Annotated in this window: 16 protein-coding genes and 1 tRNA gene; 8 read left to right on the forward strand and 9 right to left on the reverse strand. The window is 62.8% G+C overall.

Translation table 11 applies throughout. The features are described 5' to 3' along the window. Window positions 1-29 precede the first annotated feature (29 nt). From ABLE71_RS03180 to ABLE71_RS03200, 5 genes are all read left to right on the forward strand, one after another. Window positions 30-105 (forward strand) — tRNA-Thr (locus tag ABLE71_RS03180). Between the two features lie 84 nt (window positions 106-189). Further along, the gene (locus ABLE71_RS03185; RefSeq protein WP_348781907.1) at window positions 190-1398 is read left to right on the forward strand and encodes a glycosyltransferase family 2 protein; all 1209 of its coding nucleotides are present in this window, start codon (window positions 190-192) and stop codon (window positions 1396-1398) included. 44 nt (window positions 1399-1442) lie between these two features. After that, window positions 1443-2258, forward strand: coding sequence for a class I SAM-dependent methyltransferase (locus tag ABLE71_RS03190; protein WP_348781908.1), 816 nt, complete (start codon window positions 1443-1445; stop codon window positions 2256-2258). Beyond that, on the forward strand, window positions 2255-2671 hold the full coding sequence (locus tag ABLE71_RS03195) for a GtrA family protein (RefSeq protein ID WP_348781909.1): 417 nt from the start codon (window positions 2255-2257) through the stop codon (window positions 2669-2671). The genes ABLE71_RS03190 and ABLE71_RS03195 overlap by 4 nt, the downstream gene beginning before the upstream one ends. After that, window positions 2668-3411 carry a class I SAM-dependent methyltransferase gene (locus tag ABLE71_RS03200; protein WP_348781910.1) on the forward strand — a complete coding sequence of 248 codons (744 nt, stop codon included), beginning with the start codon at window positions 2668-2670 and terminating at the stop codon, window positions 3409-3411. The genes ABLE71_RS03195 and ABLE71_RS03200 overlap by 4 nt, the downstream gene beginning before the upstream one ends. Here ABLE71_RS03200 and ABLE71_RS03205 read toward each other — a convergent pair. The 6 genes from ABLE71_RS03205 to ABLE71_RS03230 form a co-directional block, all read right to left on the reverse strand. Further along, on the reverse strand, window positions 3355-5349 hold the full coding sequence (locus ABLE71_RS03205; RefSeq protein ID WP_348781911.1) for a hypothetical protein: 1995 nt from the start codon (window positions 5347-5349) through the stop codon (window positions 3355-3357). The genes ABLE71_RS03200 and ABLE71_RS03205 overlap by 57 nt on opposite strands. A gap of 139 nt (window positions 5350-5488) precedes the next feature. Then, complete coding sequence (locus tag ABLE71_RS03210; RefSeq protein ID WP_348781912.1) at window positions 5489-6319, reverse strand: dipeptide ABC transporter ATP-binding protein; 831 nt, start codon at window positions 6317-6319, stop codon at window positions 5489-5491. Beyond that, window positions 6316-7188: an ABC transporter ATP-binding protein gene (locus ABLE71_RS03215; RefSeq protein ID WP_348781913.1), complete on the reverse strand. Its 873-nt coding sequence runs from the start codon at window positions 7186-7188 to the stop codon at window positions 6316-6318. Before ABLE71_RS03215 ends, ABLE71_RS03210 begins: the two co-directional genes overlap by 4 nt. Before the next feature lie 3 nt (window positions 7189-7191). Continuing rightward, the gene (locus tag ABLE71_RS03220) at window positions 7192-8106 is read right to left on the reverse strand and encodes an ABC transporter permease subunit (protein ID WP_348781914.1); all 915 of its coding nucleotides are present in this window, start codon (window positions 8104-8106) and stop codon (window positions 7192-7194) included. Between the two features lie 9 nt (window positions 8107-8115). Further along, window positions 8116-9120, reverse strand: coding sequence for an ABC transporter permease subunit (locus ABLE71_RS03225; RefSeq protein ID WP_348781915.1), 1005 nt, complete (start codon window positions 9118-9120; stop codon window positions 8116-8118). Window positions 9121-9243: 123 nt separating this feature from the next. Beyond that, window positions 9244-10839 (reverse strand): ABC transporter substrate-binding protein, encoded by a 1596-nt coding sequence (locus ABLE71_RS03230; protein ID WP_348781916.1) that lies wholly within the window; start codon window positions 10837-10839, stop codon window positions 9244-9246. A gap of 501 nt (window positions 10840-11340) precedes the next feature. On the opposite strand from ABLE71_RS03230, the gene ABLE71_RS03235 reads away from it, so the two are divergent. Both ABLE71_RS03235 and ABLE71_RS03240 read left to right on the forward strand, forming a co-directional pair. Continuing rightward, window positions 11341-12987: a long-chain-fatty-acid--CoA ligase gene (locus ABLE71_RS03235; RefSeq protein ID WP_348783650.1), complete on the forward strand. Its 1647-nt coding sequence runs from the start codon at window positions 11341-11343 to the stop codon at window positions 12985-12987. Window positions 12988-13034: 47 nt separating this feature from the next. Beyond that, window positions 13035-13589: a flavin reductase family protein gene (locus tag ABLE71_RS03240; RefSeq protein ID WP_348781917.1), complete on the forward strand. Its 555-nt coding sequence runs from the start codon at window positions 13035-13037 to the stop codon at window positions 13587-13589. A 17-nt stretch (window positions 13590-13606) separates the two neighbouring features. Here ABLE71_RS03240 and ABLE71_RS03245 read toward each other — a convergent pair whose 3' ends face one another. The 3 genes from ABLE71_RS03245 to pgi are packed head-to-tail and all read right to left on the reverse strand — an operon-like array spanning window position 13607 to window position 16729. Then, complete coding sequence (locus tag ABLE71_RS03245; RefSeq protein ID WP_348781918.1) at window positions 13607-14323, reverse strand: 50S ribosomal protein L11 methyltransferase; 717 nt, start codon at window positions 14321-14323, stop codon at window positions 13607-13609. A 14-nt stretch (window positions 14324-14337) separates the two neighbouring features. Next, window positions 14338-15048 carry an HAD family hydrolase gene (locus ABLE71_RS03250; protein WP_348781919.1) on the reverse strand — a complete coding sequence of 237 codons (711 nt, stop codon included), beginning with the start codon at window positions 15046-15048 and terminating at the stop codon, window positions 14338-14340. Window positions 15049-15094: 46 nt separating this feature from the next. Beyond that, window positions 15095-16729 carry a glucose-6-phosphate isomerase gene (pgi, locus tag ABLE71_RS03255; protein WP_348781920.1) on the reverse strand — a complete coding sequence of 545 codons (1635 nt, stop codon included), beginning with the start codon at window positions 16727-16729 and terminating at the stop codon, window positions 15095-15097. A 244-nt stretch (window positions 16730-16973) separates the two neighbouring features. Here pgi and ABLE71_RS03260 point away from each other — a divergent pair, with 244 nt between their 5' ends. Further along, window positions 16974-18467, forward strand: a complete 1494-nt coding sequence (locus ABLE71_RS03260) for a PLP-dependent aminotransferase family protein (RefSeq protein WP_348781921.1) — start codon at window positions 16974-16976, stop codon at window positions 18465-18467. The last annotated feature ends 71 nt before the right edge of the window (window positions 18468-18538 follow it).

Below are 18538 nucleotides of genomic sequence, written 5' to 3' on the forward strand. Positions count from 1 at the left end.
AAGCCGCCGGCATCGCGCCGATCGCGGTCGCCGCTTTAGCTCAGTTGGTAGAGCACATCATTCGTAATGATGGGGTCAGGTGTTCGAGTCACCTAAGCGGCACCAGATTTCCCGTCGATTTGTCGTGGATTGTTGCGAACCTTGGCTTGTCGAATGGCGCCTAGACCAGAAGATGTGCCGGCGCGGATCTTGGCGCAGCCGGAAGAACGCATCCGGGAAGGATTCGAGTTGCCCAGCCCGACAGACACCCCACAGCTTGAACTTACAGTCCTGATGCCATGTCTCAACGAGGCGGAAACGCTCGCAAGCTGCATTCGGAAATCGAAGCGCTTTCTTACCGAGAGCAATATCGATGGCGAGGTGCTCATCGCCGACAACGGATCGACGGACGGCTCCCAAGACATAGCCCGCGCCGAGGGCGCGGAGGTACTCGACGTGTCGATGCGCGGCTATGGCGCGGCTCTGCTTGGCGGCATCGCGGCCGCCAAGGGACGTTTCGTCATCATGGGAGATGCCGATGACTCGTACGACTTCTCGGCGCTGCAACCGTTCATGAATCGACTGAGGGCGGGCAGCCAGCTTGTCATGGGCAATCGTTTCAAGGGAGGCATTGCCCCCGGCGCGATGCCTTTTCTGCACAAATACTTCGGCAATCCGGTCCTAAGCTGGCTGGGACGCCTGTTCTTCAACATAGACGCTGGCGACTTTCATTGCGGGTTGCGCGGTTTTGAGACAGCAAGCATCCGCCGGCTCGGCCTACGCACCACCGGAATGGAATTTGCGTCGGAGATGCTCGTCCGTTCCGCGCTGGCCGGCTATCGTATCGATGAGGCACCGACAACGCTTCGGCCCGACGGGCGCTCCCGCCCACCCCATTTGCGACCATGGCGCGACGGCTGGCGCCACTTGAGCTTCCTGCTCATGTACAGTCCACGTTGGCTATTCTTCTATCCCGGTGTTTTTTTGCTTACCACAGGTGTCGCCGGAGCAATATTGCTGCTGCCTGGCCCGGTTAGGGTCGGAACCATCCATTTCGACCTGCATACATTCCTTGTCGCGTGTATCGCGGTCCTCTTAGGCACCCAAAGTATTTCATTCGCCTTGATTGCGCGTCAATTCGCAACCGCTCACGGGCTTACACCGCCGTCGAAGCGTTTCGGCGCCATTCTCGACGATTTGACGCTCGAACGTCTGCTTGTCGCCGGCGGAGTAGTCGCGACAGTGGGGATCGTTGGTTTTGTCTGGTGTATCGTTCAATGGGCATCGGCCGGGTTTGGGGTGCTGCAATATGCCCAATTGGTGCGGGTTCTGACCCTCTCGCTAACTGCCTTGGCTATCGGTTTTCAGCTGGCCCTCGCAGCATTCCTTTCCGCGATAACCGCAATTCCGACCCGATGATCATAACGGGCAAATCGCCCATAGCGGACCGAGGCCCTGTCACAATGAAAGATATTCCGGAAAACCACAGGCGGATGGGTATCGGGTCGAAGGCCAGGTTGGCCACGATTGTTATCAGGGAAAACGGCTTTGCCTATTTGTTCTACCTAGGGCTTTCCTATATCGGCAACAGCCTGGCAGAGTTCGGCTTTCGCAAGTCGGATGCGATGAGGCGGGCGAACAGTCTTCCCGGCGTCAACAGTCCCGAGGCAAACAAGCATATCTGGGACAATTGGGACTGGAGCGCCCAAGGCGACGAATGGACTCCCAGTGCCGAGTGGAAGCAATCGGTCGTCAGTAAATTCTTAGATCCTTACTTCGCGAATGCCGATTTCATCCTTGAAGTCGGTCCGGGTGCGGGACGGTGGACGGAATACCTTATCCCTCGGGCGGAAAACTTCCTCGGCGTGGATATCTCGGAAACCTGCATCGAGGAATGCCGGAAACGCTTCGCCAAATCGTCAAACGCCACCTTCGAAGTTGGAAACGGGAAAGACCTTCGAACCCTCGCCGCTGCATCCGTGGACCGGATCTGGTCTTTCGATGTGTTCGTTCATATCAACCGCGCCGAATTTTCGTCATATGTTTCCGAATTCAACCGTGTGCTCAAGCCCGACGGCCTCGGTGTAATCCACCATGGGTCGTTCGGTGGAAGCACCGGCGGATGGAGATCGAACGTGACGCTGGACGATGTAATTGCGTTCATGTTCGAAAATTCTCTGGAGGTGGTATCTCAGACCCAGGCCTGGACAGACAATGATCAAGAACATCACGCTGGTTTGTACGGGGACACGATAACCGTCTTCAGAAAACCCTCATGAAGTCTTTGTCGCATAAATTCCTTAGGTTCTTTATTGTTGGAACAACCTGCTCTACGTTGTTTTTTGCTACCTATTTTTTTCTTTTACACTTTGCCAAATTATCATTAAGCGTAACTACCGTATTAACATACTCTATCTGTTTCTTCGTTGGGTACTTTCTACAGAGAAATTTTACCTTCCGGGCCCGAGGAGTGCATGGCAAGTCCGTGCTGAGATATCTCGCGCTTCATTCGTTCGCGATGATCTTCGTCTATTTCACGACGCAACGGATGGAAACCGTATATGGTTTCGGGCCATTTGCTGCATCTCTAAGCGCTACAGCGATTGCTGGCATTGTCAGCTTTGTGATTTCGCTGACCTGGGTGTTTGCCGAGCGGAACGAGGGCGATCAATCTCTTCTGGAACGTCCGTGAGAATTGAACGCACCTCGCGGACCGCGAATGCCCAGTACAATCGGGCCAACCCCGATTCCGTGGCGATCAGCATCGCCACGGAGGTACGTGCAGACATGTATCGCATGGCAACCACTCGTTTCCCATTCACCAAAAGCGACCTCGTGCTGGATGTGGGCGTCACGTCCGACAGGTCCTATGCTTCCTCGAACTATTTCGAGCAGTTTTATCCTTGGAAAAACAAGATCGTCGCAGCCGGAATAGACGATGCACGCTTCCTGGAGGAGCTTCATCCGGGCGTTCGTTTTGTCCACGCCGACGCGCTTGATCTGCCTTTTGAGGACGCGTCTTTCGACTATGTGCACTCGTCCGCCGTTCTGGAGCATGTCGGCAGCTTCGAGAACCAGCGGCGGATGATCGCCGAGTGCGCTCGGGTGGCGCGCAAGGGCATATGCCTGACCACTCCCAACCGCTGGTTTCCGGTCGAGTTCCACACACAGCTGCCGCTGCTGCACTGGTTGCCCAAACCCCTGGTTCCGGCGCATTCTCTCAGGCATGGGGCAGGAGGAACTGGCCAGGGAAGAGAACCTCAACCTGATGACGGAGCGCAAGCTTCAGGAAGCAGCCGAGGGTATCGAGGACTGGTCATTCCGCGTCGAACATGCGCGGCTTTTCGGACTAAAGAGCAACCTGATCCTCTTCGGTCACCGCGGCGTTCGAACTGCGATCGCGCCGTCTCTCGAAACCATGGCGCTTATTGAAACGATGGCTGCAAGCCCGGCCAGCGGAAGCGCGGGCGCCAAGTAGACCATACTCAGCGCGTCGAACGACGAGACCTCCACCAACGCAATCAAAGTTGCACGTGCAAGCACAAGCACCCACGCGGCCGTCGCGATGATCAGCAGCGTCGATATCCTACGCTTCCGCAGATCGAGAGCAAGCCTTGCTCCCCAGCAGGCCAGCCCAAGAAGCAGTGTGGCAGGGTACAGAATGCGGTAGATATCGACCATTGCTTTGCTGAAACGCAGCGCCACCAGGCTGCGGGGGTCCTGCCGGCTTGTTTGCGACTCCGGATCATTCGAATCGACGTATAGGCGTCGCTGGTTTTCAGACAGGCTGACCGAGCCCGATGACAGCCCCAGACGCATCTCGCTTCCATCGGGAAACGCTGCGACCAGGGTACAATTTGTCGTGCATCGATGCGTGATTCTGAATCTGTTGAGCGTCGCGTTCGTATCCCCGAAGAATTTCGCAATGTCGGGGCTGTCGACACGGTTGGCCAGGACTGTCGCCTCACCAGCATCTCCGGATTTCACGCGAAGCGCCGGCCAGTCGCTGGATGTCTTGTCATAGAACCAGCCCGACACGGCAGATACATCGGGGCCCGGGGGGAGAATTCTGGGATAGTTGAGAAATTGCCAAAACCGGCCGAATTCTTGATGGGTGGTCGCCGCCCCCCAGGCTTCAGTGAAGGCTGTGGAGCGTGCACGACTGATCAGGGCGATTGCGCTGCCGATAGTACCGGGGACCGACAGCCATTGCTCCATGCTCATTGGAGGAATGCTGTCTGAAAGGGTGAAGCGGCACCTGAGTTGGCCATTGTCGCACGCTTGCCTGATGTCGTCAGCCACTTGTCCAAACTTGCGTGATGCAGCCGCGGGAGAAGAATAAAATCCATTCAACGCCCCTGCATCGCGAAGCGCCCATACGAAATGAGCGCCGATGATTTTCCCGCATGTCTCGGGGTAGCGTCGGCACCCGGTATTTCTCCAGTTCTCCAGAGGTCCACCAGGCCGGAAAGAAGCGGCGAGCGGGCTAAATGCGGGGCTGACCTCGGCCACGAGCCTCAACGTCTCGTCCGAGACGGGAACGTATGGTACGCGCGCGTCATCCACAACGTTCTGCAGGCCTGCGAGAGCCGACTGAAAATTTCGTTCTTTGAAATCGACGTCGGCAAATCGGTCGTAGACGAACAGGTTGGTGGTCATGAACGCAATCAAGACCGCGGCAAATCCAGAGGCAACGATCGCCGAGCCTGCGGCTGCGTCGCCCATGGACCGCTTCTCAAGCCAGCTCTGCAGCGCCTTTCCGACTAGCAGGATAACAATGGCAGGAGCAAACCAGACGCCTTCTTCGCGCGTCAGCCACGCCCAGCCAAGGACGCAGCCGCAGACAACCGCGAGTCCGTGACGTTTCCAGCGCTGGTCCAGTGGCGCAAACAAAATCACCGAGAACGTCGAGAAGAAGATCAGCGTCTGGCCCCAATAGATCTGGTCCCTGGTGACTCTGTTAAACCCGGGCTGGAAGCTGCTCGGAAGCGGAAGCAAGGCAAGAAGCAGGAAGACGGCCAGCGCCGCGGCGCGCGATCCTGTGATGCGGAGCACCGCCCAGCTGGTCACAAGTATCGATGTGACCGCGAACAATGCGTGCAAGGCCGACACAGGAAGCCCGCTGGCAGTGCCCAAAGCAAGGAAGACGGGGTAGCCAGGCCCTTTCATCAAGGTGTATTGGCTGAAGGGTCCCAGCCATTCGCCCTTCGCTATGTGTTGGGCCAGCCGAATGAAATGAGCGTCATCATGCATGGCGAACGACAAGAGATTGGTTGGCGTGTTGATTTCCCAGGCCAAACGCAACAGCGAGACGAACACGACCAGGAGCATGGTCGTGGCCGGAACGGTCCTTGCACGGTTCGTCAGCATCGGGCTTTTTCGGGAATGGGCGGTTGTCGCGGTTTCTGCCACGGCCGCCGTGGATAGACAACGGGCGTCAGCGTGCCGATGAGCGTCTACGATAGCGCCGCCGACACCGGGGCGGCATCGGGCACCGCCCGGAACTCCCTCAGGCCGCCGCCTTCTTCGCCAGCCGAGCCTTGATGCTCTCGACATCGGCGCGCGGCGTCGCCGCAAACAGCGTCTTGGTATAGCTGTGCTGCGGGTCGGAGAACACCGCGTCGCGGCTGCCGTATTCGACCGCCTCGCCGTAATACATCACCATCACGTCGTCGGCGATGTAGCGCACCACCGAAAGGTCGTGGCTGATGAAGACGTAGGTGAGCTGGAACTCGTCCTGCAGGTCGGCGAGCAGGTTCAGCACCTGCGCCTGCACCGAGAGGTCGAGCGCCGAGACCGGCTCGTCGAGCACCAGAAGGCTTGGGTTCAGCATCAGCGCGCGGGCGATCGCGATGCGCTGGCGCTGGCCGCCGGAGAACATGTGCGGGTAGCGGTGGTAGTGCTCGGGCTGCAGGCCGACCTTCTGCAACATCGCCATCGCACGCTCGCGCCGCTCGTCTGCGGGAACGTCTGTGTTGATCTTCAGGGGCTCGCCGAGCACGTCGCCGATCTTCTGGCGCGGGTTGAGCGAGCCGTAGGGATTCTGGAACACGATCTGCACCTTGCGGCGCATCTCCGGCGTCAGGCTCTGCCTGGCGATGTCGATCTTGTTTCCGTCGATGAAAAGGTCGCCCGATGTCGCCGGGTCGATCAGCGTGACGATGCGCGCCAGCGTCGACTTCCCGCAGCCCGACTCGCCGACGATGGCAAGCGTCTTGCCCTTCTCCACCGAGAAGCTCACGCCCTTCACGGCATGGATGGTGCGCGCCGTGGAGAACAGCCCGCCGCCGACATGGTAATCGCGCACGATGTCCTTCGCCTGGAGAACGGTCTGGCTCATAGCGGCGGCTCCATCATCGGCGTGTTCACGGCAACGGCCTCGGCCTCCAGCAGGAAGCCGTCGATGGTCGGCAGGCGGTCGCCGGTGGCGTTGTCGGGAAGCGCTGCGAGCAGCGCCCGCGTGTAGCTGCTCTGAGGAGTCTCGAACAGCGACAGCACGTCGGCCTCCTCCATCTTCCTGCCCTTGTACTGCACAATGACGCGGTCCGCCGTCTCGGCCACCACGCCCATATTGTGGGTGATCATGATCAGCCCCATGCCGTATTCGGACTGCAGGCGCACAAGCAGGTCGAGGATCTGCTTCTGGATGGTCACGTCGAGTGCGGTGGTCGGCTCGTCGGCGATCAGAAGCTTCGGATTGCAGGCAATAGCAATCGCGATCATCACGCGCTGGCACTGGCCGCCCGACATCTGGTGCGGGTAGCTGCCGAGGCGCTCGGCCGGCTCGGCTATGCCGACCAGCGTGAGCAGTTCGATGGCGCGGGCGCGGCGCTGGGCGCGGTCCATGCCCATGTGCACCTTCAGCACCTCCTCGATCTGGAAGCCAACGGTGAAGCACGGGTTGAGGCTCGCCATCGGCTCCTGGAAGATCATCGCCATGTCCTTGCCGACGAGCCTGCGGCGTTCCTTCGGCGTCAGCTTCATCAGGTCCGTGCCGTCGAACATCATCCTGTCGGCCGTCACCTTGGCGGTCCAGGGCAGCAGCCCCATGACGGCCAGCATCGAGACGGACTTGCCCGAGCCGGACTCGCCGACGATCGCCAGCACCTCGCGCTTGTCGACCTTGATCGACACACCGTCCACCGCCCGGAACATGCCGGTCGCGGTTTCGAACTCGACGACCAGGTTTTCGATTTCGAGAAGGGCCACCGGTCAGCTCCTCTTCAGCTTCGGGTCGAGGGCGTCGCGCAGGCCGTCGCCCATCAGGTTGATCGCCAGCACGGTGACCAGGATGGCAAGGCCGGGCAGCGTCACAACCCACCAGGCGCGCAGGATGAATTCGCGCGCTTCAGCAAGCATCGTGCCCCATTCGGGCGTCGGCGGCTGCGCGCCCATGCCGAGGAAACCCAGCGCCGCGGCGTCGAGGATGGCGTTGGAGAAGGACAGCGTCGCCTGCACGATCAGCGGCGCCATGCAATTGGGCAGGATGGTCGAAAACATCAGCCTCAGCGGGCCGGCGCCGGCGACCTTGGCCGCCACGACATAGTCGCGGCTCTTTTCCCCCATGACGGCGGCGCGCGTCAGCCTGACGAAATGCGGCTGGAACACCAGCGCGATGGCGATCATCGCGTTGGTGAGGCCGGGCCCGAGCACGGCGACAAGAACAAGGGCCAGAAGCAGCGACGGGAAGGCCAGGATGATGTCCATCAAACGCATGATGACCGTGTCGACCCAGCCGCGGAAATAGCCGGCGAAGACGCCGATCGCGATGCCGCCGACCAGCGAGATCACCGTCACGATGACGCCGATGAAAAGCGAATAGCGCGTGCCGTAGATCAGCCGCGAGAGAATGTCGCGCCCGACGGCATCGGTGCCGAGCAGATAGGCCGCGCGGCCACCCTCCTGCCAGAAGGGCGGCACTAGAACCGCATCGCGATATTGCGCGTTGGGCGCATGCGGCGCGATCAGCGGCGCGAAGACGGCGACGAAGACGAGGAATACGAAGAACCAGAAGCCTACCACGGCGCCGCGGTTCTCGGAGAAATAGTACCAGAATTCGGCGAAGCGCGCGCGGCGCGACGGATCGACGGAGACCGGACCGGGGGTGTTCGCGAGAGTCTCAGCCACTGTCGCCTCCTAGTGCCGGATGCGCGGGTTGATCAGGCCGTAGAGCAGGTCCACGACAAGGTTCACCAGCATGATGATGCAGGCGATGATCAGCAGTCCGCCCTGGATGACGGGATAGTCGCGCCTGAAGACGGAATCGACCATCCACTTGCCGATGCCCGGCCAGGAGAAGATGGACTCCGTCAGGATCGCGCCGGCGAGCATGACGCCCACCTGGAGGCCGATCGTGGTGACGACCGGGATCATGGCGTTGCGCAGCGCGTGAATGCCGACGACGCGGAACGTCGACAACCCCTTGGCGCGGGCCGTGCGCACATAGTCCTCGCTGAGAACCTCGAGCATCGCCGAACGCGTCTGCCTGGCGATCACGGCGAGCGGGATGGTGCCGAGCACGATGGTCGGCAGGATCAGGTGGCTGGCGGCGGATCTGAAGGCGCCCTCTTGGCCCGACAGGGCAGAGTCGATCAGCATGAAGCCGGTGACGGTCGGAAAGAAGAACATCAGCGAGATTCGGCCCGACACCGGCGTCCACTGCAGGATGCCCGAGAACAGTATGATCAGCAGAAGACCCCACCAGAAGATCGGCATCGAGAAGCCGATCAGCGCGGTGCCCATGATCAGCTGGTCGAAGATCGAGCCACGCTTGATGGCGGCGAAGATGCCCGCCGGAATGCCGAGCACGATGGCGAAGAGGATGGCGCAGAGCGACAGTTCCAGCGTCGCCGGAAACAGCTCAAGAAACTGCGCCAGCACTGAATTCTTGGTGGTGATCGACGTGCCGAAATCGCCGTGCAGGATGCCCCACAGATAGTCGAGATACTGGATCACGATGTGCCGGTCGTAGCCGAGCTGGTGCGAGATCTCGGCATGGCGCTCGGGCGACATGACGCGTTCGCCCGAAAGCAGCGCGACGGGATCGCCCGGCAAGAGCCGGATGAAGGAGAAGGCGATGATCGAGACCCCGATGAAGGTAGGGATCAGGACCGCCAGCCGCCCGAGAAGAAAACGAAACATAGACATCAGCCCCAATGCCGCATCCGCGGCAGCCGGCTCCCGTTATGGGTGTTCCTGACCGGCCAAGCTATAACAAAAGGGGCGCCCGCGTCGCGAGCGCCCCTTTCCACTATCTGTCCGGCATCATTCGACGATGTCGACGCCGTCAAAGGCGAAGTCGCCGAGCGGGCTCTGGACGAAGCCCTCAACGTTCTTGCGCATCGGAACGATCGCCAGCGAATGGTCGATCGTCGCCCACGGAGCCTCGCGCTTGAAAACGACCTGCGCCTGTTCGTAGAGCTTGGTGCGCTCGGCAAGGTCGCTCGTTTCCTTCGCCTTGCTGACGAGGTCGTCGAACTCCTGGTTGCACCACTGGGCGCGGTTGTTGCCGCCCACCGCGTCGCAGCCAAGCAGCGTGTCGAGGAAGTTGTCCGGGTCCCCGTTGTCGCCGGTCCAGCCGAGCATCACCGCGCCGTCGCGGTCCTTGGCCTTGGACTTGTCGAGGTATTCGGCCCATTCGTAGGAGACGATCTCGACCTTGACGCCGATCTTCTCGAAGTCGGACTGGATCAGCTCCGCCGCGCGGCGGGCGTTGAGCATGTAGGGACGCGCAACCGGCATCGCCCAGACCTTCATCTGGAGATCCTTGACGCCGGCGGCCTCGAGAGCAGCCTTCGCCGCTTCCGGATCATATTTGTCGTCCTCTATGGCGTTGTTGTAGGACCACATGGTCGGCGGGATCGGGTTCTTGGCCGGCGTCGCCGCGCCCTGGAACACGGCGTCGACGATCGCCTGCTTGTTGATCGCCATGTTCAGCGCCTTGCGGACTTCCGGCTTGTCGAACGGCGCCTGGGTCGTGTTGTAGGCGAGATAGGCGACGTTGAGGCCTTCCTGCTCGATGACCTTGAGGTCCGGATCGGCCTTCATCGCGGCCACGTCCGCCGCGTTCGGATAAGGCATCAGGTGGCATTCGCCGGCCTTCAGCTTCTGATAGCGGACCGATGCGTCGGTGGTGATGGCGAAGACGAGATCGTCGATCGGCTGCTTGCCGCCCCAGTAGTCGGGGTTCGCCTTGTAGCGGATGACCGCGTCCTGCTGATAGCCGACGAACTGGAACGGACCGGTGCCGAGCGGCTGCTGGTTCATCTGGTTCATCTTGCCGTCAGCCACGAGCTTGTCGGCATATTCCTTCGACAGGATGGAGGCGAACGGCATCGCAATGTTTGCGAGGAACGGAGCTTCCTTCTTCTTCAGCGTGAACTTCACCGTCAGGTCGTCAACCTTCTCGATCGAGGCGAGCAGGTCAGGCATGCCCATGCCGGCGAAATACTCCCAGGAGCCGCCCTCGACATATTTGTTCCAGGCGTTGTCCTCTTTCCACTGGCGCTCATAGGAGAAGATCACGTCGTCGGCGTTGAAATCGCGCGTCGGGGTGAAGAACTCGGTGGTCTGGAACTTGACGCCCGGGCGCAGCTTGAAGGTGTACTGCAGGCCGTCGTCGGAAACCTCGTAGCTCTCGGCCAGGCCCGGTTCGACCTCGGTCGTGCCCTTCTTGAACTCGAGCAGGCGGTTGTAGATCGGGTGGGCGGCGGCGTCGAATGTGGTGCCGGCGGTGTAGAGGCCGGGGTCGAAGCCTTCCGGAGATGCTTCGGAGCAGTAGACGAACGTCTTTGCGCTCGCTACGCCGCTGATCACGGTTGCGGCCAACAACGCGGCCGCAAAAGTGGATTTCTTGAACATAGAAGTCTCCCTGATTGTGTTCCAAGCCCCTCTAGGCCGGAAAGCGCGCATATAATCACCCTTTTCCCGGCTTTGGAACTCCCCGCCTACTTGCCGCACCGTCAGGGGAAAAATTTCGCGGAAAAAGCGGCGGTTATGGTCAAAACGAGCTTTGGTGACGAGCGTGGGGCATCGACCGGGACTGCGCCGCCAAGGCTTGCTTGTGATGCGATGGTGACCCTACATATGCAGGCAGCGGTTTTCGGATTCCCTCCCGAAGCTGGCCGGGGATAACAACAAGACCGGCACGCGGGCGACAAGGATCGCAAACCGTCCAGGGAGGAAGAATTGGCGACATCGACCCGAAAGCCGCCGGCAGCCGGCAAGGCCGGCACAATCAAGGACCCGAAGACCAAGGCATCAGCAAAAGCGACAGACGCGGCCGAAACCAGCGCCGCCAAGGCGCAGTCCGCTTCTACCGTCTCCTCCCTCGCTGCTGCGCAAGCCGCGGCAAAACCCTGGCTGAGCAGCTACCCCGCCAACATGCCGGCCGAAATCCAGCCGCCTACAGGCTCGATCGGCGACGTTCTCGTCAGATCCTGCAAGGAGTTCGCCGGCCGCCCGGCCTTCACCTGCATGGGCAAGTCGATCAGCTTCGGCGATCTCGAGCGGCAGTCGGCCGCGCTCGGCGCATGGCTGCAGGCAAAGGGCCTGGCCAAGGGCGCGCGCGTGGCGATCATGATGCCCAACGTGCTGCAGTATCCGGTCGCGATGATGGGCATATTGCGCGCCGGCTACACCGTCGTGAACGTCAACCCGCTCTATACGCCGCGAGAACTGGAGCACCAGCTCAAGGATTCGGGCGCGGAGGCCATCATCGTCCTCGAGAATTTCGCCAAGACGCTGCAGGCCGTTGTCGCGAAGACTCCGGTCAAGCATGTCGTGGTCGCAACGATGGGCGACATGCTGGGCGTCAAGGGTTACGTCGTGAACTTCGTGGTCAGGCGCGTGAAGAAGCTCGTCCCGGCCTGGTCGCTATCAGGCCATGTCGCCTTCAACGCCGTGCTGAAGGATGGCGCAGGGCGCCAGCTGAAGCCGGTCAAGGTCAGCGCCGACGATGTCGCCTTCCTGCAATATACCGGCGGCACGACCGGCGTCTCCAAGGGCGCAACGCTGCTTCACCGCAATGTGATCGCCAATGTCGAGCAGTTGGGCGTCTGGGTGGAGGACGCCTACACGGTGAGGCCGAAGCCGCCCAGCCAGGTCTTCATCTGCGCGCTGCCGCTCTATCACATCTTCGCGCTGACGGTGAACGCGCTGATGGGCATGCGGATGGGCGCGCGGAATATCCTCATCCCCAACCCGCGCGACATTCCGGGCTTCGTCAAGGAATTGGCGAAATACAAGTTCCACATCTTCCCCGGCCTCAACACGCTGTTCAACGCGCTGCTCAACAACGAGGATTTCCGCAAGCTCGACTTCAAGGAGCTCGTCCTGTCGCTTGGCGGCGGCATGGCGGTCCAGCGTGGCGTCGCCGAGCGCTGGAAGAAGGTCACCGGCAACAAGATCACCGAAGGCTACGGCCTGTCGGAAACCTCACCGGTCGCCACAGCCAACAGGGTGAGCGGCGGGGAATTCACCGGCACGATCGGCCTGCCGCTGCCGTCGACCGACATCTCCATCCGCGACGATGACGGCAACGCCCTTCCGACCGGCGAGGTCGGCGAGATCTGCATCCGCGGCCCGCAGGTGATGGCCGGCTACTGGAACCGGCCCGACGAGACGGCCAAGGTGATGACGCCGGACGGCTTCTTCAAATCCGGCGACATGGGCTTCATGGACGACAAGGGTTTTACCAAGATCGTCGACCGCAAGAAGGACATGATCCTGGTCTCCGGCTTCAACGTCTATCCGAACGAGTTGGAAGAGGTCGTGGCGCTGCATCCGGGCGTGCTGGAGGTGGCGGCTGTCGGCGTGCCGGACGAGCATTCCGGCGAAGTGCCCAAGCTCTTCGTCGTCAAGAAGGACCCGAACCTAACGGCGGAGGCGCTCGACGCCTACTGCAAGGAGAACTTCACCGGCTACAAGCGCCCCAAGTACATCGAGTTCCGCACCGAACTGCCGAAGACGCCGGTGGGCAAGATCTTGCGCAGGGAGTTGCGGGGGTAGCTAAACCTCTAGCGGTCGGGACAGCTTGCCGCGCAAAAGGAGCGCCGATGCATGTCAGGAAGGAGAACTTCCCGGTCGGCCGCGTGCGCCAATATCTGGAGCCCGGCCCGATCGTGCTGGTCTCGTCGCGGTGGCGGGGCAAGAACAACATCATGACCATGGGCTGGCACATGGTCATGGAGTTCACGCCCTCGCTTCTGGGTTGCCTGATCTCCAGCGGCAATCACAGCCATCACATGATCCGCAACAGCGGCGAATGCGTCATCAACCTGCCGACCACCAGGCTAACCGACGAGGTCATCGCCATCGGCAATTCCTCTGGCGCCGAGATCGACAAGTTCGAGCAGTTCGGCCTGACCGCGGAAAAGGCCGCGGAGGTCGGCGCGCCGCTCATCGGCGAATGCCACGCCGGTTTCGAGTGCCGCATCCATGACGACGCGCTGGTCGACAAGTACAATCTCTTTATCTTCGAGGTGGTGAAGGCGCATGTGGCCAAGTCGCCAAAACATCCCGAGACGCTGCACTACACCGGCGACGGCGTGTTCATGATTGCCGGCGCGATCATCCACCGCAAATCGCAGTTCCGGCCGGGCATGCTGTGAAGCGAGGTGGCGGCCGCTCAGCCGCCCTCGCCCTCGCGCGTGAACGAGAACACGCCGGCCGGCTTCGTCGCGCTAGTTTCGCCGAAATCCGCCACCTGATAGTCGGCAACCGGACGAAGCCGCTGATACGGAAGGAAGGCGCGGCCGGGATCCCCGACCAGCACTTCGATGCCTGCGGCCAGGCATCGATCGAGGAAGGCCGTGACCCGCAAAGCAAGGTCTTGGTCGTAGAAAAGGTCGCCGACGGCGACGACATCGACCGCCGGCGGAGGGCCCATGGTCAGGTCGTCTTGAACAACCAACACATCGGCGCCGTTCGCCACGGCGTTGAGCTTCGTTGCGACGGCGGCGAGCGGATCGATGTCCGCGGCGGTCACGCTCGCCGCGCCGGCCTTCGCCGCGGCGATGGCGACGAGGCCGCCGCCGGCCCCGAGGTCGAGCACGCGGCGCTGCCACACGATTTCCGGGTGGGCAAGAAAATGCATGGCGAGCGCGATGCCGCCCGCCCATGGATAGGCCCAGTATGGCGACAGCGCACCGGCGCCCCTGCGAGACTCGAGAAGACGCCAGAGGCCGGTCGACGGCTGGGCCGTGTGCACCCTGATCCCGGCTATCGACGGCGCCGCGACGAGCGGAATGTTGGCTCGGATGAACGCCTCCGCGTCGTAGCCCGATATGCCGGCCGGGTTGATCATCCCGGAACGCCGACCGGCGGGCGGGTCGAGGCTGTCCATTGGGCCCGTGGCCGTCACCGTCCTGCCGCGAGGAAGGCGGGCAGGTCGACGATGGAGTCCAGCACGACATCGGCCAGCGGCGCCAGCGATTCGCGCGTGCCGGTGCCGGAAAGCACGCCGATGGCGAGCCCTGCTCCGCCGGCCTTCGCCATCTCCAAATCGTGCCTGTTATCGCCGACCATGGCGACCTCGGAGGATTTGAGCCCGGTCAGGTCGCAGAAGGCGATGATCGTGTCCGGTGCCGGTTTCGGATTGGCGACCGCGTCGTAGCCGTAGGCGGCGTCGAACATCTGCGCGATGCCGAGCGCCAGCAGCGTCTTTTCCGCGCCGCCGGTGGAATCGTTGGTCGCGACGCCGAGCCGGAAGCCCGAGCGATGCAGGCTGGCGATGGCATCCCGGCTGCCCGGCAGCGCAACCGACTGAAGCGCGCCCTGCTCGGCTGTGAACGTGTCGAAATAGGCAGTCATCTCCCTGCGGCGCGCCTCGTCGGCCTGCGGATACCAGAGCGCAACGATGTCGGCATTGGTGCCGGCGGCGAAGACCGAATCCCCGCGAAAGCAATGGCTGTGGTAGTCGTAGCCGGCCTTGACCATCAGCGCGTCGGCTCGGGCGCGGTCGCCGTCGGCCGCATGCAGCGCCATCAGGTCGGCCAGCACGTACCAGGTCTTCTGGAAATCGACCAACGTCCCGTCCTTGTCGAACAGGATGCCCTTTATGTCCGCCAAGATTCTGATGCCCCCGATGTTGATGCAGCGCCGTTGACGAATGTCGTCAGCCGAAGCTTCTCATATGCCGCACCAGCCCCGCCGTCGAGGCGTCGTGCGTGGCGGCGTCCTCCTTGCCCTCGACGACGGGCAGCAGTCCGGTCGCGAGTTCCTTGCCGAGCTCGACACCCCACTGGTCGAAGGAATTGATGTTAAACAGCGCGCCCTCGACGAAGACGCGGTGCTCGTAGAGCGCGATCAGCCTGCCGAGCGTCCTCGGATCGAGCGAGCGGTAGAGGATCGTCACCGAGGGACGGTTGCCGGCGAACACCCGGTGCGGCGCGATCTTTTCCACGTCCTCCGGCTTCATGCCCTTGGCCAGCATCTGCGTCCTGGCCTCGTCCAGCGTGCGGCCCTTCATCAGCGCCGCCGACTGCGCCAGCACATTGGCGAGCAGCAGGTCGTGGTGGTGCTTGAGGTCGGGCTCGTGGCCGACCGCCGCCGCCAGGAACTCGATCGGGATCACGTCGGTGCCCTGATGGAGAAGCTGGAAGAAGGCGTGCTGGCCGTTGGTGCCGGGCTCGCCCCAGACCAGCGGCCCGGTTGGCGTCGCCGCCTCGCCGCCCTCCAGCGTCACGTGCTTGCCGTTCGATTCCATGTCGAGCTGCTGCAGATAGGCGGGAAAGCGCGACAGCCGCTGGTCGTAGGGGATGACCGCGCGCGCCGGATAGCCGCAGACCACGCGGTGCCACCAGCCGACCAGCCCCATCACCGCTGGCAGGTTCTGCAACAGAGGTGTGGTGCGGAAGTGCTCGTCCATCTCATGCGCGCCGGCGAGGAAATCGCGGAAATTCCTGGCGCCGACGGCAATCATGATCGGCAGGCCGATCGCCCCCCACAGCGAATAGCGGCCGCCGACCCAGTCCCAGAAGCCGAAGACACGGTCGGGAGCGATGCCGAACTTCGCCACCAAATCGAGCGCGGTCGACACCGCCGCGAAATGATTGGCGACCGCGCCATCGCCTAGCCTGGAGACGATCCAGCGCTTGGCCGTCTCGGCGTTGGTCATCGTCTCGACGGTCGTGAAGGTTTTTGACGCGACGATGAACAGCGTGGTCTCCGGCTCCAGCCCCTTCAGCGTGTCGTGCATGTGCGCGCCGTCGATGTTCGACACGTAGTGCGCGCGCGGCCCGTCATGCCAGGGCGCCAGCGCCAGCGTCGCCATAGCCGGGCCGAGGTCGGAGCCGCCGATGCCGATGTTGACCACGTCGGTGATTGCCTTGCCCGTGGCGCCCCTGGCCTCGCCCGAACGCACGGCGTCGGAGAATTTCGCCATCGCGTCGAGCACGGCGTGCACGTCGGGCACCACGTCATGGCCGTCGACCAGCACCTTCGCGCCTTTCGGCTGCCGCAGCGCGGTGTGCAGCACGGCGCGGTTTTCGGTGATGTTGATCTTTTCGCCGGCGAACATGGCGTCACGGCGCTTCTCCACGCCGGCGGCCAGCGCCGCCTCGGCGAGCAGCGCCATCGTCTTCTCCGTCACCGCGCACTTCGACCAGTCGAGCAGCAGGTCGCCGTCGATCAACGAGAACTTGGCGAACCGCTGCTGATCGCCTGCGAAGGCGGCGCGCATGTCCTTCGGCACGTCCGCGTGATGGTTTCTGAGCGCTTCGAGCCTTGCCTGAAACGAGCCGTCTGCCACTGTCGCACTCCTGAGATTTCGCGCGCGCACCATAGCAGAGCTTTTCGCATCTGCGAGAGGCAGCTTCTCGTAGCCTCCGTCCGACCGCGCCGCTTGCGGAACCGCTGGGCCAGCGATGATGCATCACTGGCATAAATCATAACGATTAGAAAAATTCATTGGCGCAAGCGTTTGGACCACGAATACAAATCGCTGGGCCAGAATTCGGGGCGGCTTCGGGGGAGCGTTCGCGCAAGGAGCGATCATGCCACAGCGTAACGACACGGCAATTTGGTCCGGACTTTTCCGCATCTCCGCGGAGTCCGGCCAGACGCTGCAGGCGCAGATCCGCCAGGCAATCGTCGCCGCCATCCTCGACCGCCAGATCGCCGCCTCCATGCCGCTTCCCTCCTGCCGCATCCTGGCGGAGAAGCTCGGCGTCGCGCGCGGCACCGTGGTGCTGGCGTTCCAGCAGCTCGTCGACCAGGGGTTCCTCGTGGCGCGCGAGCGGCGCGGCCATTTCGTCAATCCGGAGGTGCTCGCCACGCCGGCCCGGCCCGCCCAGAAGGCCAACGACAATTCCAACGACATCGACTGGAAGGCGCGCCGCCAGATCGCCGCCTCCGACATGCCGCCGCCCGCCAAGCACGGCAACTGGATCAAGTCGTCCTATCCCTTCGTCTACGGCCAGTTCGACCCGGCGCTGTTTCCGACCGCCGAATGGCGCGAGTGCAACCGCATGGCGCTCGCCGTGCTCGAGATCCGCAACTGGGCGGCCGACATGGTCGACCGCGACGATCCGCTGCTGATCGAGCAGATCCAGGCGCGGCTCTTGCCGCGGCGCGGCATCTTCGCCAATCCCGACGAGATCATCGTCACGCTCGGCGCGCAGAACGCGCTCTACATGCTGGCCACGCTGCTGATGGCCAAGGGTTCCAGGGTCGCGATGGAGGATCCCGGCTATCCCGACGCGCGTTCGATCTTCCGGCTCGCCGGCGCCGAAACCGTGCCCACCCCGGTCGACGAACAGGGCATCGTCACCTCCTCGATATCAAGCGACGCTGATTTCGTCTTCGTGACGCCGAGCCACCACTGCCCGACCATGGTGCCGCTGTCGGCCGAACGCCGCCAGGACCTGCTCGCCCGCGCCATCAGAAACAACCAGATCATCATCGAGGACGGCTACGACAGCCAGCTCATCGACGAGGCGCCGCAGCAGGCGCTGAAGAGCATCGACCGTTCGGGGCGCGTCGTCTATGTCGGCTCCATGTCGAAGACGCTCGCGCCGGGGCTGAGGCTCGGCTACATCGTCGCCTCGGCCGGGCTGATCGCGGAACTCAGGGCGCTGCGCCGCTTCATCCTGCGCCACCCGCCGGCCAACAACCAGCGCGCCGTCGCGCTGTTCTTGTCGCTCGGCCACCACGAGGCGCTGGTGCGCCGCCTGTCCTCCGCCTTCGAGGAACGCCGCAAGCGGCTGGTCCAGGCGATCTCGGCCTTCCTGCCCGAATGGCGCGCGACCGATTCGGCCGGCGGCGCCTCGCTCTGGCTCGAAGGCCCGCGCAACATAGACGCCCGCGATCTCGCCTCGGCGGCCGCGGCGCGCAGCGTCATCATCGAGCCCGGCGACCGCTTCTTCGACCGCGCCGACAAGCCGACGCGCTTCATGCGGCTCGGCATTTCGTCGATCGCGCTGCAGCACATCGAGCCCGGCATCCGCGAACTCGCCACCGCCGCCGGCAGGCGGCCGGCCGCCGCCTGAACCACACGAACTTACCTTGAGGAAGGCCGCCGCCGGGCGGCTTTCTTGGCATATCCGCCGAAATGCGCTGG

This window comes from Mesorhizobium sp. KR9-304, from assembly GCF_040049215.1.
In the GTDB taxonomy this organism is placed as follows: domain Bacteria; phylum Pseudomonadota; class Alphaproteobacteria; order Rhizobiales; family Rhizobiaceae; genus Mesorhizobium_K.

Coding starts and splice junctions, on each gene's coding strand:
- ABLE71_RS03190 (WP_348781908.1), top strand. CDS start 1,443: ATGAAAGATATTCCGGAAAACCACAGGCGGATGGGTATCGGGTCGAAG.
- ABLE71_RS03195 (WP_348781909.1), top strand. CDS start 2,255: ATGAAGTCTTTGTCGCATAAATTCCTTAGGTTCTTTATTGTTGGAACA.
- ABLE71_RS03205 (WP_348781911.1), bottom strand. CDS start 5,349: ATGCTGACGAACCGTGCAAGGACCGTTCCGGCCACGACCATGCTCCTG.
- ABLE71_RS03210 (WP_348781912.1), bottom strand. CDS start 6,319: ATGAGCCAGACCGTTCTCCAGGCGAAGGACATCGTGCGCGATTACCAT.
- ABLE71_RS03225 (WP_348781915.1), bottom strand. CDS start 9,120: ATGTTTCGTTTTCTTCTCGGGCGGCTGGCGGTCCTGATCCCTACCTTC.
- ABLE71_RS03230 (WP_348781916.1), bottom strand. CDS start 10,839: ATGTTCAAGAAATCCACTTTTGCGGCCGCGTTGTTGGCCGCAACCGTG.
- ABLE71_RS03240 (WP_348781917.1), top strand. CDS start 13,035: ATGCATGTCAGGAAGGAGAACTTCCCGGTCGGCCGCGTGCGCCAATAT.
- ABLE71_RS03245 (WP_348781918.1), bottom strand. CDS start 14,323: ATGGACAGCCTCGACCCGCCCGCCGGTCGGCGTTCCGGGATGATCAAC.
- ABLE71_RS03260 (WP_348781921.1), top strand. CDS start 16,974: ATGCCACAGCGTAACGACACGGCAATTTGGTCCGGACTTTTCCGCATC.